The sequence below is a fragment of the Psychrobacter sp. H25 genome (assembly GCF_059076335.1).
The window spans coordinates 166,148-190,449 of the sequence record NZ_JCACRV010000001.1 but is presented as its reverse complement, the minus strand read 5'-3'; the positions used below and the strand labels follow the sequence as shown (position 1 = coordinate 190,449).

Genomic DNA, 24,302 nt, shown 5'->3' with positions numbered 1-24,302 from the left:
CGGCCTTTTTGCTTAAGTTAATGTGTTGAATAGCGGTAAGTATCGAACTAGCTAAACCTTTAAGCGCGTGATTTGTGAATATCATAGTGCCTTAGGTTCTATATGTATATTGTCTCTTATTCAGACGATTTTAGATAGACAGTTATAAATATACACGTTCAATCACTTTACTTTAGACAGGCAGTCTAAATGGTACAGACTAAAGAGACGATACTAGCCAGCAGCGGCTTGGTATCGCCTTCAAGCGCTAATCCAACTTTCACTTTTCGCTAAAGCTACTTACATACTAGTCGTTAATTGATTTGCTGCCATCCAGACGTTGTATGATGCTCGTCTTGATGTGCAAATAATGGATGCGCTTTAGCTTCATATAAATTCAATACAGGCGTCACACAGACATCCGTTGCTGCAAATACGCCCTGCCAATGCTCAAGCGTCTGACTGGCGAATGTCTCCGCCATTGTTTTGGTGGCTGTTTGACTTTCAGGCGTAGTTGGCATGACCCCAAGCTGCCAATGTATGTCTTTAAGGGCAGGCAAATCCAAAACCTCGCATAAACCTTGCCAAAATTTTAGCTCCAATGCACCAACGGCCATATAGCGTAGGTCAGCGGTTTGGTACAGTCGGTAACATGGCAATGCGCCACCTAAAAAATCGTGCTGCGGCATAGGCGGCGTTGCTGAAGTATCACCTGACAAACGATTGATTAACTTGCCGGTTACCTTTGGCATGACCATATGATTATAAAGGCTATGCGTCATACTAATAGCAATATGTCGTCCTTTGCCGGTACGCTGGGCGGCAAACACAGCAGCCAGTAGCGCAATCACTGCTGTATCACTACCACCTGCCAAGTCCGCAAACTGGATGTTGGGCATGGCCTGCCCGCCTGCTGCTGTTTTTAACTGATCAAGCACACCGCTCATAGCCATGAAATTGATATCGTGACCGGCCTTGTCAGACCAATGATGAGTTACTTGAGAGTTATCTTTTAAGTGGGCGTCTTCTAAGTAAGCACCTTCTAGATGCACACCTTCTTTTCCGTGAGACTCTTCTTTTGTGTCTTTGCCTGCCACACCATAACCAGTAATCGACACCATGACTAGCTTTGGGTTGATAGTATGAAGCGTCTTGGCATCTAGTCCGATGTCCGCAAGGATACCTGGACGAAAGCTGTCTAGCATCACGTCAGCATTTTTAAGATGTGCTTTTATACTGTCTATCGCTTTAGGATCATGAAAGTCATGCTTCTCAGTCGTCTTACCATGGTTTAAAGCCGCAAATAGCTCACCAAACACGCGCGCAGGATCGCCTTGTTTGGGTTCTATTTTTAGGACGTCTGCCCCTAGATCTGCAAGCAGACGCGTGGCAAAGGGCCCTGGTAGGTTACGAGTCAAATCGACGACTCGTAACCCTTGTAGACAATCTGTCATTTGACCATGATTTGATACATGTACATCAGTCATCAGAGAACGCCTCGCCTTTGGCTGCCATGTCTAACAATATCTTGGCAGGCTCGAACCGTTCACCATATTTTGCCGCCAGCTCGCGACTACGCTTGACGAACTCATCGACGCCCATCGCATTGATAAACTGTAGCGTGCCGCCGTGCTGCGGGGCAAATCCCCAGCCAAAGATAGACCCTATATTGGTATCGGCGACCGAGCGCACGACGTTTTCTTCATAGCATCTCGCAGATTCATTGGCTTGAATAAACATTAAGCGATCAACTAGGTCCTGCTGTGAGGGTTGCTCTGACTGTGGTGGATACAAGTTGATAAGCTCAGGCCATAAATGCTTATTACCGTTTTCTGGATAATCATAGAACCCTTTGCCATTTTTTTTGCCTTCGCGCCCATGCTCATTGACCAGTGTCTTTAGTATCTCGTAAGAAGGGCGCACAGTGACAGATTTGCCTTCGGCTGCCATATCCACCTGCTGCTGCTCGCTGACATGTAACGCTAGACTCAGTGACACTTCATCTTGCAATGCCAGGGGCGGCATAGGCATGCCCGTTCTTAATCCAGCGACTTCGATACTACGCGGATGGACACCCTCGCCCAGCATCGCGATGCCCTCTGATACATAGGTACCAAATACTCTGGAAGTATAAAATCCATGGCTGTCATTGACGACGATAGGCGTTTTGCCGATTTGCAAAACATAATCGAACGCTTTGGCGAGCGTCACATCGTCGGTTTGCGCGCCTACGATGATTTCGACCAGTGGCATCTTGTCTACTGGTGAGAAAAAGTGCAGACCAATAAATTGATTTGGACGAGTGCTGGCTTTTGCCAGTCCTGTAATAGGTAACGTTGAGGTATTAGACGCATAAATAGCTGTGCTTGGAATCACTGCCTCACTCTGCTGGGTACACTTGGCTTTGATTTCTCGGTTTTCAAATACTGCTTCGATGATGAGATCACAATCAGCCAAATCATCGTAAGAGACGGTTGGCGTGATACGTGTTAAGAGGGTTTGCTTTTTCTCTTCGGTAGCGCGCTTTAGGCTGATGGCTTTATCCAAAATGTTAGCAGAATACGCTTTGCCTTTTTCAGCATTCGCAATATCTGTATCCAATAGCACGACATCTATACCTGCTTTAGCAGTGACATAAGCGATGCCTGCGCCCATCATACCAGCCCCTAAGATACCGACTTTTTTGGTCGGTGTCCGCTCAAACCCTTGAGGGCGAGACTGACCTTTCTTGATATTATTCAGCTGCGTCCATAGGGTGTTGATCATGTTTTTTGATTCAGTCGACAGCACACAAGCGGCAAAATAACGCGACTCAATTTCAAGTCCCGTATCGATATCTACCAAACAGCCCTCAAACACACAAGACATAATATGAGTAATCGCTGGATAGTTGCCGTGAGATTTTTGATTGGCCATAGCTGGGGCGATGGAGAATATAGGCACCACTTTGGGGTGTTTGCTATCACCACCAGGGATTTTAAAGCCTTTCTTATCCCATGGCTGCTGCACGCTTAGATTATTTTGAATCCAGTCCTTAGCCTGCACCAGCATATCTGCATGATCGATAGCTGTCGCATCAATCAGACCGATGTCTTTCGCCGCAGCGACGCGCAGCTCTTTACCTTGCGTCATCAGCTCTAGTGCCACTTGAATACCGACCAATCGCGGCAAGCGCTGCGTACCGCCGCCGCCCGGCAGCAAGCCCAATTTCACCTCAGGTAGACCAAGCTTAGTCTTCGGCGTATCAATGGCAATGCGATAATGACAGGCAAGCGCCAACTCTAAACCACCGCCCAGCGCCGTTCCCGTCATCGCAGCGACCACAGGCTTGCCTGAGGTTTCAAGCTGACGCAAACTCCCTTTGAGCGCTTCAGTTAATATAAATGCTTGCTCGGCTGTCTCGATCTTACCCAATTGGTCGATATCTGCGCCAACTACAAAGGTGTCTTTGGCAGAAGTGAGAATCAAGCCTTTGGCTGAGTCATCATTGATAACGCTATCGACCACTGTGGCAAACGACTCCGTAAAACCGTCACCGATGACATTCATTTTGCGTTTGCTTTGGTCAATTGTAACGGTGACGATGCCATCGTCATCACGCTGGGCGGAGAAGTTTTCTAATGCTTTAATGACTGTCACGCTATCTGTTGTCTGGTTAGCTGCCTGGTTGTTTGTCATCATTTTTATCCCTTAAATGATTCTTTATCTATTGTTTTTTGCCTACTTGTTTTTCATTTTATTTGAGAAAGAAGTTAAACGCGCTCGATGATGGTGGCAATGCCCATACCACCGCCCACACATAGCGTGATCATAGCGGTCTTGAGGTCACGGCGCTCTAACTCATCGAGGACGGTTGTCATTAGCATCGCACCCGTTGCCCCAAGCGGATGACCCATGGATATTGCACCACCATTAACATTGACAATATCAAGCGAGATTCCAAAATCATCAGCGGTATTCATCGGGACAGCAGCGAATGCTTCGTTGATTTCCCACAGGTCTATATCAGAGGCTTGCATGCCCGCTTTATCGAGGGCTTTTTGGCAAGCTGGCGTTGGACCTGTCAGCATGATGGCAGGTTCTGAGCCAATAACTGATGCCATCGTGATTTTGGCGCGTGGTTTTAGACCTGCTTTTTGACCAGCAGCAGCACTACCGACCAAACAAATCGCGGCCCCATCAACGATACCTGAAGAGTTACCTGCATGATGCACATGGTTGACGGTTTCAATCGTGGTATATCGGTCCAATATCACGCTATCAAAGCCCATTTTACCTGGCATAACAAAAGAAGGTTTAAGACCTGCTAAAGTCTCGACATTGGTATTAGGGCGGATGGTTTCATCTTTATCCAGCAGCATCATACCGTTGAGGTCGGTGACAGGGACGACAGATTTGTCGTAATAGCCCTTCTCCCAAGCATTTGCAGCGCGGCGATGCGACTCGGTGGCAAAGGCGTCGACATCACTACGACTAAAGCCTTTGAGCGTCGCGATAGTATCCGCACCTACGCCTTGCGGTACAAAATGCGTCGCTTCATTGACGCGTGGATCCATGTACCAAGCGCCGCCATCAGAGCCCATCGGCACGCGGCTCATGGACTCAACGCCGCCCGCCACCACCATATCCTCCATTCCTGACATGACTTTAGCAGCCGCCAAATTGATAGACTCTAGACCAGAGGCACAAAAGCGAGACAAGGTTACTCCAGCCACACTTTGTGCCCAGCCAGCATCAATCACGGCGATACGCGCAATATCAGAGCCCTGCTCGCCCACTGGTGTCACACAGCCAAGCACCACATCATCAACCAAGCTGGTATCTAAGTTGTGGCGCTGCTCCATCTCTTTTAATAAGGTACGTGTTAGCCAAATCGGTGATGCCTGATAAAGAGAGCCATCCTTTTTTCCTTTACCACGTGGCGTACGCATAGCATCATAAATATATGCATTCTCAGTCATAAAAAATCCTTTTTTATTTTTAAACAAACCATCATTTCAATCAATAAGCGACACGTCTACATAAAGCGCGAAGCCAGCTCTTTCATAATCTCATTGGTACCGCCATAGATTTTTTGTACGCGGGCATCAGCGTATAGACGTGCGATAGGATATTCTGTCATATAGCCATAGCCACCAAACAGCTGTACACACTCATCCAACACTTCACATTGTTTTTCGGTAACCCAGTATTTGATCAATGACGCATGCGGTACAGACAGTTTGCCATCTAACATGGCATCTACTGCCGCGTCACACATGCTACTAGCAGCAAGATAATCGGCATAGCACTCTGCCATCTTGAAGCGGGTATTTTGGAACTTCCAGATGGGCTTGCCAAAAGCTTCGCGACCTTTTACATAATCTAGGGTCAAGTTAATCGCCAGCTTCATCGACCCAATACCTGATAACGCAATGATCAGACGCTCACGTGGCAACTCCTGCATCATTTGTATGAAACCCATACCTTCTACCGTACCTAAGAGGTTGGTTTGCGGCACACGTACATTACTAAAGAACAGCTCTGAGGTATCTTGCGACGTCAGACCAATCTTATCAAGATTGCGTCCACGCTCAAACCCTTCTACTTTATCGGTTTCTACGATAATAAGTGAGACACCTTGTGCGCCTTTTTCACGGTCTGTTTTGCAAGCTAATAAAATCAGATTGGCATGCTGACCGTTGGTAATAAAGGTCTTTGAACCATTAATGATGTAGTCATCACCATCTTTTATCGCATAGGTTTTGATGTTTTGTAAATCAGACCCTGTACCAGGTTCGGTCATAGCGATAGCGCCAATGTATTCGCCTGTTGCCATCTTGGGTAGCCACGCTTGTTTTTGTTCTTCAGTACCGTGGTCTAAAATATAGGGCGCGACGATACCTGAGTGCACCATGCCGCCAAATCCTGACTGATTGGCCTCAGTCTGTGCGTAGATAAGCGCCGCCTCATGACCAAAATCACCACCGCCGCCGCCATACTCGCTTGGTATCGCCGCACACAGAAACCCCATTTCGCCCGCCTCTTCCCACGCATCGCGATCAATCATGCCGTTTTTGCGCCACTGCTCGTCTTTGGAATCCCAAGATTGGAACATTTTTAGGGCACTGTCGTGCACCATCTGATGCTCTTCGGTCATCCAGTTCGGAGTGAATTTTTCGATACTCATAATGTCTATCCTTGACAAGGTTAAGTGAACAACAACGATATCTACGTTATTTTGGTAGAAAAACAAATTACGGTAATTTATATTACCATTAGATATATACTATAGATTCATTGTATTTATTAACAACTGAGTCTTATACTAGGTGATGAAAAATAAATTCGCAATCAAATGAGTAAAAATAGTAATTATCGTTACTCATTAAATATAAATTAAATAGGCTTTTATCAATCAGGCTATATCATCAGATATCTAGCAAGTGCTATGCATGAGATAGACCATGACTTAACGTAGTGATAAATAATCGATGCTGAATAGGTAGTGATAAACAGGCAGTGATAAATAAGGAATGATAAGTATGACCGTCGCCAATCAGTTAGATGATGCCAACCCAACTCGAGCTCTAGCCTCGCTATCCGATATGCGACCTGCAACTTTGGAGAAAATCGAGAAGGCGGTTCGTCAAGATTTTGCAGGATTTGATGCGAATGAGGTAACGATGGCGCAGATTGCAAAATCTGCAAACGTCTCATTGCAAACGCTTTACAAGTACTTCGGCGACAAACAAACGCTGTTTTATACCATTATGGATATTGTGCTGGGCAGATTGGCTGCTCGTATCATGGATCATCTGCAAGGTATCGATAGCGTCCAAGATCGTCTGCGAAAGACGCTGTGGGTGTGTTTTGACTTTGTCGACTCGCACCCAGATGCAGTGATGGTGCTCTCATCTGTGTCGGCATCACGGATACGTAATATCGCAATCTACGAAAACAAAGAGCTGATTGGGGCGTTTTTGGCGGTACTAGAAGATGGGCAAAATCGTGGGGTACTCAATGATACCGTTCCCTTGCATATACTCTTTGATGTGTTTATGGGCTTTATCAGTCGTCTTGGACTCATGCATACCATTCGCCAAACAGAGACACCCATAAATGCAGAGTTTGATGCACTATTCACTATTTTGTGGCGTGCTATCTCTAAACCTGAGGTTTAATATGATACTTGTACAACGATTCTTATGCCTCAATGTTTAGCACAAGAAGGTATTCAACACACCAACCGTAATTAAAAAAACCAAAAAGCCCCACGAAAAAGTGAGGCTTTTTTCTGTCTTTTAAAATTTTTTGTTTTTTGAAACTATTTGTCTTTTAAAATCAATCTGATTATTCAGTCAATATAACTAATCAGTTAAGCTGATTGTATATTCACAGTATTTCAGATGCTACTAGATTTCGGCAATCCGTACTCTATATGTTCGATCCTGTGATTGGGTTTCTCGATAGTCAGCTGATAACTTTTTATAACCCCATCATATGGCAAATGGCTCTCATACTGCTGATAGTGCTCACAGATACACTCTTCAATCGCTGACTTACGTGCAGCATCGTCTAATTTGGCAAAACCATTGGGCAGATATACTTGCGCAAAACGCGACGCTGCATCGCGAGACATCCAGTTTGTGCTACTGACAAAGGTAAAACCCACATCGGCACGCAAGCTATATTTGGGTAGTGTATTGGAATGGTTCGCTACATCATCCTTAATCTGAGCGATGTCTTCTGCGAATGGCTGATACGGTATCTCAAGCACAGCGAAAAGTGCTATCAAAAATTCATCTGCCGTAAAGTATTTATCCATATAGCTGCCATCGAGTCCGAGGTGCTTGTTCGATAGCACATGGCGCAGGCGGTCATAGGCAGGTATGGTGTGTTTGAGAGGATAGCCCATTTGCTTGACGATATCTTGCGGGCGCAGCTCAAGCGACTCTATTTGATTAATTATATACTGCGCTAGAGAATGGCGTGGATGATAACGACGGGTATATTTAGATGGATTAGTAATGTGGCTCATGATATTGAACACCTTAGACTCCTGTAACTCCGACAAAAAAGGTTGAGATATGCCAAATAGGCAAAAAATCAGGCACAAATGAGGGTGTCGGAGTACAGGCTCATGCGCTTTACCAGAGTTGTTTTATATCGTGCTGGAAGTTGCAAGGTTCGAATGCTGTCATAAGGATTGCCTTATGATCGACCACTCAAAACTGTTAAACCCACGATAGATCGTTCAACGATGATAGCACATCAGATGACAGAAAATAAATACCGAAATGTTTACTTATTTTTCGTATGTCAGCAGCTGCTTTTTGGGACTACAAATATGTCTTAATCTTCATTGTGGTACGTTGCCTCGTCAATCCAAATGATAGAATTAAAGCGCTCTAATATCATTGCTCAATAGCACTGTATACCATGCTCTCTTTTAGTAAAGTCTACGTAACATCTCTTATCAGAAAATATCTATGACGATCCTCTTTGACTTGCTATCTTGCACCGCGACCCTTGTATTACCAAATGTCTACCCCACCTTGAGTTATCACCCGTAGTATTAGCACCTGCTTTATATTGGATCTTATGACACATAACCTTGAGGCCAGCGCAAACGCTCGCCGAACTCAATATTTTCAAGTATTTTTGATGGGCGTTAGTGCCTTCATTATGAACACCACAGAATTCGTTCCTGTGGCACTGCTCAGTGATATCGCTCAAGACTTCTCTATCACTACGGCGGAGACGGGATGGATGCTGACACTCTATGCTTGGATTGTCGCAGCGATGTCATTACCGCTGATGCTACTGACCAGCCGATTTGAGCGCAAACGACTGCTGTTGGGAATTTTTGCGGTATTCATCGCCAGTCATGTGCTGTCTGTATTTGCATGGAGTTTTGACGTGCTGCTCATTAGCCGCGTCGGTATTGCACTATCGCATGCAATATTTTGGTCCATCACAGCAGCTATTGCCATACGCGTGGCTCCTGAAGGCAAAAAAGCGTTGGCACTCAGTGTACTGGCGACTGGCACTTCATTGGCAATGGTATTGGGTGTGCCGCTAGGTCGCTTGGTCGGTCAATGGTTCGGTTGGCGCGCCACTTTTGGCGGTATTGGTTTCATTGCGCTGGTGGTATTTGTGCTACAGGCGAGGCTTTTGCCCACGCTGCCCAGTATGTTTGAGGGGTCTTTTAGAAAAATTCCAGAATTACTCAAAAACCCACTATTGGTCTGCTTATATTTGCTTATCTTATTGGTCTTTACCGCCCACTATACGGCGTATTCTTATATAGAGCCGTTTATGCGTCAGGTTGGTAACATCAGCGAGAACGCAGCGACTTTTGTGTTGCTGCTGTTTGGCGCGGCAGGTATTTTGGGTAGTATTATATTTAGTCGTTGGGGCGATAGATTCAATACTCAGTTGATGCTGATGTCGACGATATTGATACTGGTAGCGATGCTGACACTATTGTTTGCCGTAACCTCAGTGTGGGCACTTAGCATCAACGCCATACTGTGGGGTACGGCGCTCATGCTACTGATCATCTCAATGCAGGCCAAAGTCATCATGGTTGATGTCAACGCCCAAGACATGCTCATGTCGATGTTCTCAGGTATTATTAATCTGGGAATCGGTACGGGTGCGCTATTTGGCGGTTATGCTGTCACCCACATCTCGCTGTCTAGCGTGGGCTATGCGGGTACTACGATTGCCAGCCTTGCGCTACTGCTCATGCTATTTATGATAAAGCGTTTTCCTGAGCTGAGTCGGCGACTGGGTTAACCAAAAACACTATCAAAAGATAGTCATTAAAAAATAGCAGTAAACATGCCAGCCATATAAACAGGCTGGTATTTTTTTGTCATTGTCTCTTAGTTCATTGCAAGAATTTACTTAAACTTTCATTGAACGAACGTTCACGTATCGTTATACTGATTTCTATTGGACAAAAGTATGCTTAATCGATAAGCATACTTAATAAAAGATCGACAAGGATTGAGCACACAAGGATACGTGTAAAATGAATGACACTAAAAACAGGGACGCTGTTGTCTACGCTCTGCCTTTAACGGCATTGAATATTGCCAATTTTCAGCTTGTTGGAGGTTGGTGATGTCGAACGGATCAACTCAACGAGAGAACCAGAACAGCACCGCACCGCTTAGACTAGGCAATGTGCATTATGCTTGGATCGTCGCTATGACTGGGTCTGTGGCAATGTTCTGCGGACTAGGATTGGGGCGATTTGCCTTCGGTATGCTATTGCCATCTATGTCATCTTCTTTGGGGCTGAATTACACCCAAAGTGGCCTATTGGGATTTACCAACCTAATAGGCTATCTCGTCGCCGTACTTCTGAGTCCATTGGTGCTACCGCGACTTGGCACTCGCAATACCGCGACAGCCAGTCTGTTCCTTATTGCAGTTTCTATGCTTGGTATGGCTTTTACGACAGGGTTTCCGGCATTGTGCGCACTCTATGTGCTGACAGGTATCGGTAGCGGCGGTGTGGTTCTACCAATGATGAGCGTCATGTCACATTGGTTTTTTCCATCGCATCGCGGACTTGCCTTAGGATTGGTTATGGCAGGCCCGGGATTTGGCATCATACTATCAGGTTTTGTGGTACCCAAACTTGTGCCCCTTTTAGGCCTACTATCTTGGCAGACAGGCTGGCTCATTTTTGCTGTTATCAACGTGGTAGTGGCTTTGCTAACTTTTACTTTGATTCGCAACCATCCAGATGATGTGAGGCAAGACCCTTTTGGGCGTATCCCTACCTCACCTGTCAAAAACAAAAAAAAGCTAGAACGCAGCAATATCAAGCTACTTGTACATTTGGGTATCATCTTTGCGATTTATGGTGCCACTTATATGGTTTACGTCACCTTTATCGTCACTAGCATGGTCGGCGCTTATCAACTGAGCGAAGCGACTGCTGGTGGTATTTGGGCGTGGATTGGACTGCTTAGCATGTTTTCAGGCATGTTGTTTGGTTGGATCTCTGACCACATTGGCAGACGCCTTGGTCTTGCCTTGGCTTTTTTCTTCTTGGCTATCGCTTATCTGTTGGTCGGACTCACTGATTGGCAGTTAGGGCTGTATTTATCAATTGTCTTGTTTGGCATAGTGGTATGGAGTGTTCCTGTCATTATGGCTGCCTCTGCAGGCGATTATTTTGGAGCGGCAGCCGCAGCAAGTGCGCTCGCGGCACTGACGTTTGCTTTTTCGGGTGGGCAGGCGCTTGGACCTGTGCTGGCAGGTTATCTTGCAGAGATCACTGGAGATTTTAGTATCAGCTATCTGCTATCTGGCATCGCAGCTTTTGTGGCACTTGGGCTGGCTCTATTCTTGCGTCCACAAAAATCATCTTAATATTGCTATAGGCGACACTCTCTATACTATATATGGTTGGACATGTTTTGAGTTGAATAGAGAGGTTGGTCGGCTAAAGCAACTGATTTAAAAAACGCAATCTTCATATGTATCATATACTTACTGTTCCTTTAAAATAGAGGACCGCAATTAACTGCCACAGACTTTTTGAATATTTGCAATTGATATTTTGACCGCTATGTTCTTTTTTTTGCTATCAAAAAGATTGATAGCTTGCCCAAAAGCGGTTACACTCGGCTGACAAACTATTACATTCACGACAAGGAAGTCGCTATGCCTCGTAATATCTCTCGCTCACAGGTTGGTCATACCACGCTCAAAACTCTTACCAAAAGCATGCTGGCCATTACGCTATGTACGGCAGGATTTGCTCATGCTAATGATTATAGTAGCGTGACCTTTTTTGGTGATAGCCTAACCGATGGCGGCTATTTTAGCCAAGTTGTGCCAGGTCCTGCTCAGTTCACTACTAACCCTGATAATACCTGGGCGACCTCATTTGCTGAACAGCTAGGTACAACCGCTACCCCTGTGGTGTTTGGTAGTCCTCAAACTGGTAATAACTATGCTATTGGCGGTGCAAGAGCAGGCGAAGAGGAAGTTTTCCCTGGTGGTGTTCCCATTGATTCTGCCAGTACCCAAGTCAATAACTACTTAGCTGATAACAACGTCGATCCTAATGGACTCTATGTCGTGTGGGCAGGTGCAAATGATTTGCTAGCGGCGGCTGAAGATTCTGATAATGCTCAAGCTACCATATTTGGTGCCGTAGATAGCCAAATCGCAACGATTAACACTCTAAAGGATAATGGCGCGAACTACATTTTAGTGCCTAATATCCCTGATGTTGGTCTAACGCCTAGAGCTATTGATCAAGGTCCTATTGCTCAGGCGCAAAGTACCGGGGCTACCAGTCTATATAATCAATTTATGTTGAGTGGCGTGGCGGGTACTGGGGCCAACATCATACCCCTAGATATGTTTAGCTTGTCACAAGAAATCATTGCGTCACCTGCTCAATATGGCTTTACCAATGTTACGGACGAAGCTTGTGGTGACAACAACAGCTCTCTAACTTGTGGACCTGATGATCTTGTAGAGGCAAACGCTAACGAAAACTACTTCTTCGCTGATGGTATCCACCCCACAGGGCGCACGCATCAGTTGATTGCAGATTATGCAAATGCGGTTGTCACGGCACCCAGTCTGATAGGCGTTTTACCTCATATTGCGACGACCACTGGACTTGCAACCAATGAGCGCTTGCAGTCACACATCAATCAAGTCCAAAATAGCGCGCAAAAACCTGCCCGTACCCTATGGGCAGTCGGTGAGGTTGCCAACCAAGAGATTGCAGGGTTTGACGGTGACAATAATACTCAGGTATTGCTTGGTGTAGATTTTGCTCATCCGGGCTCAGCCAACGCGGTGACTGGTTTATATGGTCATATCACCCAAAAAGACTTTGAAGACTCAGACGTCGGTACCGGTTTGAGCGATATTGATCTCGGAGAGGTTGGTTTTGGTGTTTACCATAGCAACAACCTTGGCGGTTTGCAGCTTAATGGCGCTGCAGGGTTCGGCAACATGGATGTCGATGTTACACGTAATGTCACACTTGGTGGCAACCGACAACAGTTTGAGTCAAATGCTGATGGCAAGCGCTTCTATGCCAATGTACAAGCAGGCTACCCTATGCAAGTCAGTCGCATTGCCATCACCCCTTATATCGGCGCAACAGCGAGCCGCGTAAAAATCGATGGACTCAAAGAAAAAGAGATGTCTGGTATTGCCATGCAGTTTGATGAACAAAAATACTCTACGACATATGGCAAGCTTGGGCTAAAAGCCAATCATACTTTGATGGAAAACCTCAACGTATTTGGTGATATTCATTATCAAAAGCAGCTGAGTGACAATCGCGATGCGGTAACCGCACGTTTGAATACGCTACCGGATATCAGTTTTGAGACGCCTACGATCGAAACTGATGATGATAATGTTGCTATGACACTTGGTCTATCTAGAAGCTTTGGCTTGTTGAACGCCAATGCTGGCGTCACGCATTCACAAGGTGATGATGACGACTCAACCAGCTTATTTGTTGGTCTTAGCGGTGCCTTCTAAACAACTAGCGAATCTTTAATAATGGAATACGGTATAGGTGATAACTAATCCCCTATACCGATTTTTATTTTAGAATACCTACAATTGTTCTTACCGCGTAGCACCTTCTACTGCTTATTACCTTCTACTGCAAATATGTCTTAACAACAAAATCTGATATAGCAAACCTTCTAAAAATCTACTTTACCGCGTAAGGCTTTTGTTTTACCACGCTGGGTTTTTTGGTCTACGCGTTTGCGTTTGGCGTTTCTACTAGGTTTGGTCGGCTTTCTGGTTTTATTGATGTAAGTGGCTTTGGTGATAAAACTTTGCAAACGTTCAAGCGCATCTATTTTATTGCGCTCTTGCGTACGAAACTGCTGCGCCTTTATGATGAGCACACCTTCTTTAGTGATGCGGCTATCTTTGCTATCTAGTAATCGCTGTTTGTATTCATCACTCAGACTTGAGTCATGAATGTTAAAACGCAGATGAATAGCTGATGAGACTTTATTAACATTCTGCCCGCCTGCACCTTGGGCGCGTATCGCACTAATCTCCACCTCATTATCATTGAGGCTAATACGGTTGTTGATAAATATCATAATATGCTTTTATAAAATACGAATGGATAGTGCCTCATGATAAAGCATTATAGATTTGCCTGCTACTCGGCCAGAAATTGGTTCAGTAATTGACGACTTCGCTCTATCACTGGTGCATCCACCATTTCTCCCTCTATTTTGAACACTGCCTGCCCGTTGCGCTCGTACTCATCTACCACACGTTTAGCAAAAGATAGCGCCTCATCTGTTGGGTGCAATGCCTGCTGGACGACAGCCACTTGTTTGGGATGAATACATAGCATTCCTGATAGGCCCATCTGTGACCATAGCTGCACTCGCGCGCTCAGTCCTATTTCATCGTCAAAGTCTGCATAAATAGTGTCGATAGGCGGCGATAACTGATGTACTGTTGACGTTAGAATGAGTTGATAGCGAATCTGATTGGCGATGACATCTGCAGCAGCTGTCCCTACTTGCACCTGCAAATCGTTGCATAGGTCCAAAAACCCATAGCTAAATGCCACTAGCCCAACTGCCTTTGCCATGCTATCGATTTGGTATAACCCAACAGCACTCTCAATCAATGCGATGACAGGTAAGCTTGTGACCTGATGTACACTATTAATGTCTTCTGCTTTCTCAGCTTTGGCTAATACCACACCTGCTAAGTGTGGCATTTTCTGACACAGTACAATATCTTTGAAGAACGCTTCACTGCCTGCTTTGTTGATACGGACCCAAATCGATCGATAATCTTGAGTGCTCTCTTGATCTCTGGTTTGATTGTGGTGCTGGTGGTCATAGTAATCTTTTAATGCTGCACGTGCTGTTGCTTTATCCTCTGGCGCTACCGTATCTTCTAAATCTACAATGACCGCATCTGCACCACTAGTAAAGGCTTTGTCTACTCTATCGATTCGAGTCGCTGGTACAAACAACCATGTTTTGTTTTGAGAAATGGCATGTACACGGTCATTGTTCATCGATCCCATACTGCACTCCTTTTATAGTTCATCAAAAATTGAATGAGAAAAACCGTATGAGCATTAGTCTCATACGGTTTTCGATAGTAACAATCTTTTGACTGACGTCATGTTAATTAAGCCAGCATACCACCGTCGACAACAATAGTTGCGCCAGTCGTATAGCTTGAAGCATCCGATACCAGATAGAGTACTGTACCTGCCATTTCATCAGGGTCAGCCACACGTCCTAGCGGAATCGAGTGTAGCGCCATTTTCAAGACTTTATCGTTAGTCGTCAAAGCCGAGGCAAATTTGGTATCGGTCAAACCTGGTAATAACGCATTGACACGGATATTGAGCGGGCCGCACTCTTTAGCAAATGCTTTGGTCATGCTAATGACGGCAGCTTTAGTAATTGAATAGATCCCTTGCTTATCGCCTGCTACTAGACCATTGACCGATGCCGTATTCAAGATGACACCGCCGCCCTGCTCTTTCATCATTTTGCCAGCGGCCGTTGACATAAAGAAGTAACCACGAATATTCACTTCAACGGTTTTGTCAAAAGCGGCTAAATCTGTATCTAAGATATGACCGTAGTATGGGTTGGCTGCGGCGTTATTGACCAAAATATCAATTTGACCAAATTCGCTTTTGATATGTGCAAACGTCGCATCAATTTGCTCCATATCGCCCACATGACAAGCAAAAGCGCTTGCTTTATAACCATCGGCGACAATGCTGTCAGCGACTGCTTGGCAAGCGTCGATTTTGCGGCTAGAGACGATGACATGTGCGCCTCTTGATGCCAAGAGACGGGCAATAGACTCACCAATGCCTCGGCTAGCGCCCGTTACTAGGGCAATCTTGCCCGTTAAATCAAATAAATCTTTCATCATTATTCCTTATATTTTTAGATATTTTATACGTGTAAGACTCACGGCTATACATATTAGTGGCTAAAGTAATTCGGTTACTAAGCTTGTATGTTTGAGACTATATATTAAAGCCTATATATTCAAGCCTAGACCGCTGAACGCAGACAATCGCTGTCATACACAACAGCGATTATCAAGCACTAATGAGCAAAATACACGTGCTCACCGATTACGCTAGCATACCACCATCTAAGGTGAATGCATGACCGTTCATAAAGGTGCTCTCATCACTGGCAAGCCATGCAATCGCATTAGAAATCTCATCAACGTTTCCTAAGCGACGCAGCGGACTGGCTTTGATGGTTGCTTGCTGCGTACGCTCATCCATAGACGCCATAGTATTGCGTACCATTGGCGTATCGATGAAGCTTGGGCAGACCGCATTAAAACGAATATTGGCGCGAGCATACTCATGGGCTGCTGATTTGGTGAGACCCATAACTCCGTGTTTGGCAGCACTATAGGCTGAAATCATAGGCGCTGAGCGTAGACCTGCAATAGACGCTACGTTAATCACATGACCACCGCCACTCGGTAACATACACTTAACTGCGGCACGCATACAGTGCCAGACGCCTTTTAAATTCACGGCGATATTGCGATCAAACTCTTCATCACTCAGCTCATGCATCGGTGATGGTTTATGATCGATGCCAGCGTTGTTTACCACCACGTCTAGACCGCCCAGCGTTTCCATGGCAAAATCAAATAACGCGCGCACTTCATCACCGCTGGTCACGTCTACTTTTTTGAAGACAATACTGTTACCAGCATCCTGACCTTGCTGCGCAACAGCAGCGCCCATCTCTTCTGCCATATCTCCGATGACCACTTTTGCGCCGCGACTGGCTAACAACAATGCACTTGCGGCACCAATGCCTGAGGCACCACCCGTGATCAAAACTCGTTTGCCAGCTACATTACTAGCTACGTCTGATGCAATTCCATTTGTATTTGATGTCATGATTTATCCCTCTACCTTAAGTACTAGTTTGCCGAAGTTTTCGCCATTAAAGAGCATCATAAGCGTATCAGGGAACGTCTCAATACCCTCAACAATATGATCTTTCACCTTCATGTCGCCTGACTGAATCCAGCCTGCAATTTCTTTCATGGCGATTGGATATTCTTTGATATTATCGAACACAACGATGCCTTCCATCCGAGCACGGTTGACAAGTAATGACAGATAGTTCGATGGACCTTCGACCGCTGTGGTGTTGTTGTATTGACTGATCGCACCGCAGATTACGATACGCGCACGCAGGTTAATCTGAGTAAGTACATCATTCAAGATGTCACCGCCAACGTTATCGAAATAGACATCGACGCCGTTTGGACAGGTTTTTTTCAATGCTTTTTTCACGTCTTCGTTTTTGTAGTCAATTGTTGCATCAAACCCAAGCTCATCGACCAAGAATTTACACTTCTCAGCCCCGCCTGCAATACCGACGACGCGGCAGCCTTTGATCTTGGCAATTTGACCGACCAAGCTACCCACAGCACCAGCAGCACCAGAGATAACAACGGTCTCGCCTGCCTTTGGTTGACCTGTTTTTAGCAGACCAAAATACCCTGTCATACCTGGCATACCAAGTACGCCTAGGTAATAGGACAACGGCGCTAGGTTTGGATCGACTTTATGCAACCCATTACCATCACTTACCGCATACGACTGCACGCCATTATGTCCTGCCACATAGTCACCGACCGCAAACTTTTCATGTTTACTCTCGATCACTTCACCGACCGTACCACCGCGCATCACATCACCAATCTGTACCGGCTCGATATAGGATTTTGCATCATTTAGCCAGCCGCGCATAGCAGGATCGATAGAGATATAGTCAACTCTAATCAGTAATTGACCATCACTGATAGTCGGTACTTCTGTTTCGGTATAATCCCAAGTCTCGGCGCTTGGTGCGCCAACAGGTCTTGCTTTTAGGCGCCATTGTTTGTTTATCGTTGTCATGTCTCTTTCCTTAGAGTTGTACTTAGAACCAATCCGCTTGCATATCAGTGCAAACAGCGTTGGTGTTGGTTAATATCTCGATATCGCGCTTGATTAATGGCAATTCCCAATCGATAAAATACTTAGCCGCTTGTATTTTGCCCTTATAAAAATTCTGCTGCTCAGTATCTTGTGTAGTGCTTAGTAGCTGCTCGGCTTTACTGGCTTGGCGAATCCAAATCCAGCTCAGAACGATTGAGGCAAAGATATTCATCAATGCTTGGGCATTACCAGTAAGCGTTAATGCCTCTTCTGTCTGCAACACTTTGCTTAGATGTACCAGCACTTCATGCAGATGACCCATATAAGGTGTCAGTTTACCCGCAAGCGCTGCACTCTCAGGCGTGGTGATACTCTCTAGGTCTTGGGTGATTTCACGCTTTAGGATTTGAATACCCAAACCACCTTTTTGCCACAACTTACGAAATGACAAATCTAGTGCCTGTACACCATTTGTGCCTTCATGAATCGGATTTAGGCGATTGTCACGCCAAAACTGCTCAGCATGATACTCACGCGTATAGCCTGCGCCGCCCAATACTTGGATACCCAAATCATTGGCTTTTGGACCATACTCAGATGGCCATGCTTTTAGTACTGGCGTGAGGAGGTCTAACAGTTCGGTGAGCTCGTTCTTTAGCGTTTCATCTTCACAGGTATTGATACGGTCAATCAGGTTTGAGCCGTATAGGCATAATGAGATACCACCTTCAGAATAGGCTTTCTGTGCCAGTAGCATGCGCTTTACATCACCATGTTGAATGATGGCAGTCGCATCATCTTCAGGTTTGTTATTCGGTGCAATTCGACCTTGGGTACGTTCTTTGGCATAATCTAGCGAATACTGATAACCGCGATAGCCGATCATCGATGCACCAAAACCAACAGCAATACGGGCCTCATTCATCATCTTGAACATATAGCGCAGACCAAAGTGCTCATCACCAATCAGATAACCATAGCACTCGCCTTCATCACCGAAGCTCAATGCCGTAGAAGTCGCCCCTCTATACCCAAGCTTGTGAATCAGTCCTGTCAGATGCACATCGTTACGCTCGCCAACAGACAAGTCATCGTTCAAGCGATATTTCGGTACGGCAAATAAAGAGATGCCTTTGACCCCGCCTGGACCGCCTGGAATTTTGGCCAATACCAAATGCACGATATTGTCAGACAGTTCGTGATCGCCGCCTGAGATATAAATTTTGCTACCTTTGACTCGATATGAGCCGTCGTCTTGTTTGACTGCGGTGGTCTTGATATCAGCAAGTGATGAACCAGCATGTGGCTCTGTCAGCGCCATGGTTCCAGTGAACTCACCTGTTAGCATACGCGGCATAAAGGCAGCTTTGATCTCTTCGCTAGCAAAATGGGAGATAACGTTGATTGCGGCAGTGGTCAAAAATGGATAAGCCGTTGTCGACGGGTTGGCTGCCATAAAGTAGCCTGCCACGGCAGTCATGACGGTTTCAGGCAATTGCATGCCACCATCTTCGAAACTATAACGACCGGCGATAAAGCCAGATTCGCGAAACGCATCAAAAGCAACTTTGACATCGCTTATCATGCTGACTTTTTTGCCATCGAACTGCGGCTCGTCTTTGTCTGCAATATGATTGTGCGGCAAAAACAAATCGGTTGCGATTTTGTTTGCGGTCTCTAATACTGCGTCAAACGTCTCGCGGCTATGTTCTGAAAACTTTGAGTGCTCGGTGAGTGTCTCAGTACCTAGTACGTCATACAACTGGAACGGTAACTCAAAATCATTGAGGAGGGTATCTGCTGCCATAGTATTCTCGCTAACGAATTAAATGTGGTTATCAATTGATATTAATCTAATTTAACCTGCCTCCGTATTGTCATTTATGACATAATTATGGTCAAATAAGACAGATATGGCGTACACAGTTGGACAAAAACACCACCCAAACGGCTGTTTTGGTACATATATCAATGGAGAATTAGTGACTGATGCCTTACTTCAAACCTTTTAAAATGATTATCCTTGGCTTCGATGGCGTGCTTGGTAGTGTCCTCTCTGGCGCATTGGATTTATTTTCGTTTACAGGCGTCAGCTGGCAACGGTTCTCGAATGAGTCTGTAGAGCCTCGGTTTAACGTGCAGATAGCAAGTCTAGGCGGTGGGGATATCAGATGTAGTAACCGTTTGATCATGCAAGCTCACTGCGATATTCAAGATGTGACAGAGTGCGATTTATTGCTCGTCCCTACTATTGGAGATTCTATTGACAAAGTATTGACGCAAAACAGCGAGCTGCTACCACACCTAGTGCGGCTTGCAAATACCAATGCTGATATTGCGAGTAATTGTAGCGGGGCGTTTTTTTTGGCAAAGGCAGGATTATTGGATCACAAAGTAGCCACTACTCACTGGGGCTACGCCAACAAATTTAAAGCAGATTTTCCACTGGTCGATTTGCAAGAAAACCAGTTTGTCACGCAGTCAAGAAGTCAGTCGAGTACTCAATCAGGCAATATATTCTGTGCGGCAGGTGGTAGTGCTTTTTATGACCTAGGACTTTTATTAATAGAGCGTTACTGTGGCCGTGAGATGTCTACGCAAGTAGCAAAGACCCAAATTATCGATAGTAAAAGAGGCAGTCAAAACAGCTATACCAATGTGACTTTGCACAAACCACATTCGGATCATTTGATTAAACAAGTCCAAGACTACATAGAAGAAAACTTCCGCCAACCGTTACAGATCAGTAGCCTAGCTGCCATGATAAACATCACACCGCGGACGTTGAACAGACGCTTTCAGTCTTGCGTCGCGATGCGACCGATTGAGTATATTCAAGCTGTCAGAATCGAGCAGGCCAAACGCTTACTAGAGTTGGGCGACGTCTCGATAAAATCACTGGCCTATCAAGTTGGTTATGAGGACATCTCGTCATTTACCCGACTATTCAAACGTGCAACAGAGCTCACTCCTAAGGAGTATCAAGATAAGTTTTCACGGTTGGCGATTTAGCAATGCTAATAATTATTGGTTTAAAGTTAGTAGTTAGAGACTAATGCCCAATGCTTAGTATAAATACTAAATACTTAGTGCTGAGCGCTCAAGGGCTAAGTAGGCTGCCACAAGCCCTCTACATGAATAGCGTCAGCCTTGATAGTTGGATAGTCGCTAAATACCAGCTGATAGCCACCATCTGTATCAGGGTTGAGCTGGCACGTGGCACCAAGTGGGAAGCTGTGCTTTTGACCGATATGACCAAAACGCATACCACTATAAACCGGCAATCCTGTTAGTTCATGCAATTGGCGAATGACTGTAGCAACATCATAGCGCTTGTCATAACTGTCCTCGCCTGCACCAGACAACGCCCCAAGTACAATCGCTTGTTGGTGTTTAAAGGCACCTGCTAGGTACAAGTCATACAACATACGCTCAATACGATATGCCTGCTCCCCCACGTCTTCTAAGAACACAATACCACCATCAATGCGAGGCAGATACTCACTACCTGCCAATGCAGATACCACGCTCAAATTACCACCCCAGATAGTACCTGTTATTGGTTTTGGCTCACCACTTGCTAAGATACTGGGCAAATTTTGACTGGTCAAAGATGCGTCTTGTATGCTGATGGTTAAGCGAGGATTGATTAGCGCTTCAGCAAACTGCCGACAACTGACGTGATCGGGCGCGGACTTGCCAAACTCACTATAGAGCATGGGGGCCGCCAGCGAGCTCATTGACCCTTTTGCCAGTAACGCACACTGGAGAGCTGTCACATCGCTAAACCCTGCGAGTATCGTGCCGCGCTCTTTTGTGATACGTCCAAGTGTCACCCAGTCAACCATGGGCAATAGTCGCATCGCACCGTAACCACCGCGGACACCAAGTAGGAGTTTTGGTGCCGCTATCGCACCAGTAGCAATATTTTGAAAGTCACTTGCCCGCTGGAAGTCCGTACCCGAAAAGCGCAAATACTGACGATTGGTAATTGTAGGATTATTTACTTTAAACCCCGCACAAGCCATACGATCCAATGCCAATTGGTTACGATCGTCACTGCCGCCCACATTGGAGCTGGCAAAAATCCGTGTCTCAATAGTTGGGGTAATACAGCGCGTTTGGGTTGATGACGACTGTGAGGGTAATGATGAGTGCTCACCCGATAGTGCCATTGGTAAATCGTCTTTGGTCAGCTGCGATATATTATTAGCATCGGCAGTACTCTCGGCAAGTACTTGAGAGATGCCTTGAGTCGCTAATGCAACTGTGCCCGCACCGATACCCACTTGACGCAAAAACTGCCGGCGGTTTAGTCTGGCGCTGATACTAGTCACTAGTTTTGAGCGCTCATTTCTAGCTAATAGAGTGTTTGAACCCATACGTTACTACTGCCTATATACTTTTATTTTTGTTGTTTATCTATGCTGTGCGATTTTGTACTGATATATATTTATCGCAAGACATACTTATGTCCATACCCGTTACTATAGTCGTGCGCTCATATTGTAACGTATCTCACCAGCAGACAAGTTGCCCAACCTTTACCTATATTTACTTTTTCGCTACCGAGACACACAATATAGGTTGATTGAATTTGTTACTGTAAATACGAATTCATCGAAAATAATAAAAGGTAAAATTTATGTTTAATAAAAAAACGAACAAAGATAAAGCGCTTGACTCTAATTTGGAATATTTACTTAGTAAAGAAAGCAAACTAAAAGAAAAGCTAGAAGACAGCGGATACCTTGAACCTTTTAGTGATGATCTGATGCTATTTATGAGTCTTGTCAAAGACTATTACAAAGGTGACTACCGTAAAATTCCTTTTAAGACAATTTCAGCTGGCGTCGTCGGTGCGATATATACGCTAAACCCAATTGATTTGATTCCTGATTCTATTCCATTCATCGGTCATATCGATGATGCACTGGTACTTAGATTTTGCTTAAAACAAGCCAAAAAAGATCTGCAAAAATACAAAGAATGGAAACAAGAACAATCAGATGCCAAAGCTAAGTCAGAAGCCAAAAAAGATGCCGATAAAAATAGTGACGACAAGGCTATTACTGATAAAGAAACTAACAGTGATAAGAAAGATGGCGACAAGAAAGACAGTGATGAAAACAGCGCCGACCTAAAAAAAGCATAATAGCCATTAATTAACTAATCCAAGTAATCAATCGATCAAGTTTTATGACACATTAAATGCTAATAAAACTGTATTATCGAACAAGCTGATAAACCAAAGCCACGACCGTTCATTTAAGATTCGGTCGTGGCTTTTTGCTGTCAGCCCATCTACTGGCATGCTTTAATCAGGGACATCGTATCTCGCTTTTTCTGGATTGAGTCCGAACGAATAGACAAAGGTCGCCACCAAACTATTGATAATAATAAAAGGTAAATCAATCGAAGCATGACCAAGTGCATAACGACCAATCAACCACGAAACAATGAGCATAATGATAAAAAACCCACCCAAATATGCCAAAATAGCAGGGTGCTTTAGATTGTAGGGCTGTTCAGGTGTCGGCTGTTTTTCTAATACATAGGTTCTTATCGCCCAGCCCGCTGCATAAGAAAACCCGCCTAACACGACATAACTAAAAAAATTCATATTGCTTAACTCTAATGGTATGACTGTTTATAGCAAAATACGGTTTTAAGATACGATCTAAAAATACTGTCTTTAATCAATAATGCTGATGGAAACCGTTTTAGATACTCTCATTGACATTATCGATAATAATATCCGCATGGGGATTACCTAAAATATTCGTATTGATATCATCACACTCTACTCGGTAGATAGTGTTGGCACCTCGGTAAATATAAGACAAGTACTCACTGTCCAACAGCGGGTCGATATTTGCATAGGAGGGCTTGACATGGGCCAGTACCAGCACTCGATCAGGACGACCAATAACCGCATCAACGTTGTCAGGGTCAATAGAGAAGAACTGCGGTATATCACTATTGTCGATCACCTCTAATGTCTCAGGATTATCCCAAACACGTTTGGCTGTGGCCGGCTCTTTCATCTGCATCACCCAAGCGCCTTCTTGTTGGCTAACCTTTATCTGGGCAGGCTCGTCTTGGCTCACGGTATAGCAACCCTCAAAGACAGACAGGTCTGTCGCAACCTCACTATCTGCTTGAGTACTGCTATCATTACAAGCACTCAAAAAAAGCACGCTACTGGCAGTCACACTGAGCATCAGATACATCAGTCTTTTATAAGAAATGTTTGAGCGTAAGGACATAATAGGGTTACCCTGCAGTTATGTATTAGAAGCTGTCTTTGAGCGAATCATTATTGCATAATCATCAAAGCGACGTTGTCAAAGCA

Annotated in this window: 20 protein-coding genes; 6 read left to right on the top strand and 14 right to left on the bottom strand. The window is 45.0% G+C overall.

Going from position 1 to position 24,302, the window contains the following annotated elements:
- Nucleotides 1-293: 293 nt before the first annotated feature.
- The 4 genes from AC5JPO_RS00795 to AC5JPO_RS00780 form a co-directional block, all read right to left on the bottom strand.
- Nucleotides 294-1,466 (bottom strand): CaiB/BaiF CoA transferase family protein, encoded by a 1,173-nt coding sequence (locus AC5JPO_RS00795; protein WP_493853025.1) that lies wholly within the window; start codon nt 1,464-1,466, stop codon nt 294-296.
- Nucleotides 1,459-3,657 carry a 3-hydroxyacyl-CoA dehydrogenase NAD-binding domain-containing protein gene (locus AC5JPO_RS00790; protein WP_493853024.1) on the bottom strand — a complete coding sequence of 733 codons (2,199 nt, stop codon included), beginning with the start codon at nt 3,655-3,657 and terminating at the stop codon, nt 1,459-1,461. The genes AC5JPO_RS00795 and AC5JPO_RS00790 overlap by 8 nt, the downstream gene beginning before the upstream one ends.
- 74 nt (nt 3,658-3,731) lie before the next feature.
- A complete protein-coding gene (locus AC5JPO_RS00785) occupies nt 3,732-4,940 on the bottom strand; it encodes an acetyl-CoA C-acetyltransferase (RefSeq protein ID WP_493853023.1) in 1,209 nt (402 codons plus the stop codon).
- 56 nt (nt 4,941-4,996) lie between these two features.
- Entirely contained in the window at nt 4,997-6,148 is a 1,152-nt protein-coding gene (locus AC5JPO_RS00780; protein WP_319050456.1) for an acyl-CoA dehydrogenase family protein, read from the bottom strand.
- Between the two features lie 355 nt (nt 6,149-6,503).
- Between AC5JPO_RS00780 and AC5JPO_RS00775 the strand changes: the two genes are divergently transcribed.
- Nucleotides 6,504-7,142: a TetR/AcrR family transcriptional regulator gene (locus tag AC5JPO_RS00775; protein WP_493852045.1), complete on the top strand. Its 639-nt coding sequence runs from the start codon at nt 6,504-6,506 to the stop codon at nt 7,140-7,142.
- 221 nt (nt 7,143-7,363) lie between these two features.
- Here the strand turns inward: AC5JPO_RS00775 and AC5JPO_RS00770 are convergent, their stop codons facing one another.
- A complete protein-coding gene (locus AC5JPO_RS00770; RefSeq protein ID WP_493853022.1) occupies nt 7,364-7,999 on the bottom strand; it encodes a hypothetical protein in 636 nt (211 codons plus the stop codon).
- 563 nt (nt 8,000-8,562) lie between these two features.
- Here AC5JPO_RS00770 and AC5JPO_RS00765 point away from each other — a divergent pair.
- The 3 genes from AC5JPO_RS00765 to AC5JPO_RS00755 all read left to right on the top strand — a co-directional run bounded on the left by AC5JPO_RS00765 (nt 8,563) and on the right by AC5JPO_RS00755 (nt 13,503).
- Nucleotides 8,563-9,762, top strand: a complete 1,200-nt coding sequence (locus tag AC5JPO_RS00765; RefSeq protein ID WP_493853021.1) for a sugar transporter — start codon at nt 8,563-8,565, stop codon at nt 9,760-9,762.
- 330 nt (nt 9,763-10,092) lie between these two features.
- Nucleotides 10,093-11,355 carry an MFS transporter gene (locus tag AC5JPO_RS00760; RefSeq protein ID WP_493853020.1) on the top strand — a complete coding sequence of 421 codons (1,263 nt, stop codon included), beginning with the start codon at nt 10,093-10,095 and terminating at the stop codon, nt 11,353-11,355.
- Between the two features lie 294 nt (nt 11,356-11,649).
- Entirely contained in the window at nt 11,650-13,503 is a 1,854-nt protein-coding gene (locus AC5JPO_RS00755) for an autotransporter domain-containing protein (protein ID WP_493853019.1), read from the top strand.
- Between the two features lie 170 nt (nt 13,504-13,673).
- Here AC5JPO_RS00755 and arfB read toward each other — a convergent pair whose 3' ends face one another.
- The 6 genes from arfB to AC5JPO_RS00725 all read right to left on the bottom strand — a co-directional run bounded on the left by arfB (nt 13,674) and on the right by AC5JPO_RS00725 (nt 19,754).
- Nucleotides 13,674-14,087, bottom strand: a complete 414-nt coding sequence (gene arfB / locus AC5JPO_RS00750; RefSeq protein WP_493853018.1) for an alternative ribosome rescue aminoacyl-tRNA hydrolase ArfB — start codon at nt 14,085-14,087, stop codon at nt 13,674-13,676.
- 62 nt (nt 14,088-14,149) lie between these two features.
- Nucleotides 14,150-15,040: an HpcH/HpaI aldolase/citrate lyase family protein gene (locus tag AC5JPO_RS00745; protein WP_493853017.1), complete on the bottom strand. Its 891-nt coding sequence runs from the start codon at nt 15,038-15,040 to the stop codon at nt 14,150-14,152.
- Nucleotides 15,041-15,147: 107 nt separating this feature from the next.
- Nucleotides 15,148-15,912: an SDR family oxidoreductase gene (locus AC5JPO_RS00740; RefSeq protein ID WP_319050466.1), complete on the bottom strand. Its 765-nt coding sequence runs from the start codon at nt 15,910-15,912 to the stop codon at nt 15,148-15,150.
- 208 nt (nt 15,913-16,120) lie between these two features.
- The gene (locus tag AC5JPO_RS00735) at nt 16,121-16,915 is read right to left on the bottom strand and encodes an SDR family NAD(P)-dependent oxidoreductase (RefSeq protein WP_493853016.1); all 795 of its coding nucleotides are present in this window, start codon (nt 16,913-16,915) and stop codon (nt 16,121-16,123) included.
- A gap of 3 nt (nt 16,916-16,918) precedes the next feature.
- The gene (locus AC5JPO_RS00730) at nt 16,919-17,926 is read right to left on the bottom strand and encodes an NADP-dependent oxidoreductase (protein WP_493853015.1); all 1,008 of its coding nucleotides are present in this window, start codon (nt 17,924-17,926) and stop codon (nt 16,919-16,921) included.
- Between the two features lie 22 nt (nt 17,927-17,948).
- Entirely contained in the window at nt 17,949-19,754 is a 1,806-nt protein-coding gene (locus AC5JPO_RS00725; RefSeq protein ID WP_493853014.1) for an acyl-CoA dehydrogenase family protein, read from the bottom strand.
- A 182-nt stretch (nt 19,755-19,936) separates the two neighbouring features.
- Here AC5JPO_RS00725 and AC5JPO_RS00720 point away from each other — a divergent pair, with 182 nt between their 5' ends.
- The gene (locus AC5JPO_RS00720) at nt 19,937-20,959 is read left to right on the top strand and encodes a GlxA family transcriptional regulator (RefSeq protein WP_493842946.1); all 1,023 of its coding nucleotides are present in this window, start codon (nt 19,937-19,939) and stop codon (nt 20,957-20,959) included.
- A gap of 95 nt (nt 20,960-21,054) precedes the next feature.
- Here AC5JPO_RS00720 and AC5JPO_RS00715 read toward each other — a convergent pair whose 3' ends face one another.
- Nucleotides 21,055-22,329: an LD-carboxypeptidase gene (locus tag AC5JPO_RS00715; protein WP_493853013.1), complete on the bottom strand. Its 1,275-nt coding sequence runs from the start codon at nt 22,327-22,329 to the stop codon at nt 21,055-21,057.
- Between the two features lie 263 nt (nt 22,330-22,592).
- Here AC5JPO_RS00715 and AC5JPO_RS00710 point away from each other — a divergent pair, with 263 nt between their 5' ends.
- The gene (locus AC5JPO_RS00710) at nt 22,593-23,102 is read left to right on the top strand and encodes a YkvA family protein (RefSeq protein WP_493853012.1); all 510 of its coding nucleotides are present in this window, start codon (nt 22,593-22,595) and stop codon (nt 23,100-23,102) included.
- Nucleotides 23,103-23,264: 162 nt separating this feature from the next.
- Here AC5JPO_RS00710 and AC5JPO_RS00705 read toward each other — a convergent pair whose 3' ends face one another.
- On the bottom strand, nt 23,265-23,570 hold the full coding sequence (locus tag AC5JPO_RS00705; RefSeq protein ID WP_493853011.1) for a hypothetical protein: 306 nt from the start codon (nt 23,568-23,570) through the stop codon (nt 23,265-23,267).
- Nucleotides 23,571-23,670: 100 nt separating this feature from the next.
- Nucleotides 23,671-24,216, bottom strand: coding sequence for a hypothetical protein (locus tag AC5JPO_RS00700; RefSeq protein WP_493853010.1), 546 nt, complete (start codon nt 24,214-24,216; stop codon nt 23,671-23,673).
- Nucleotides 24,217-24,302: the final 86 nt, after the last annotated feature.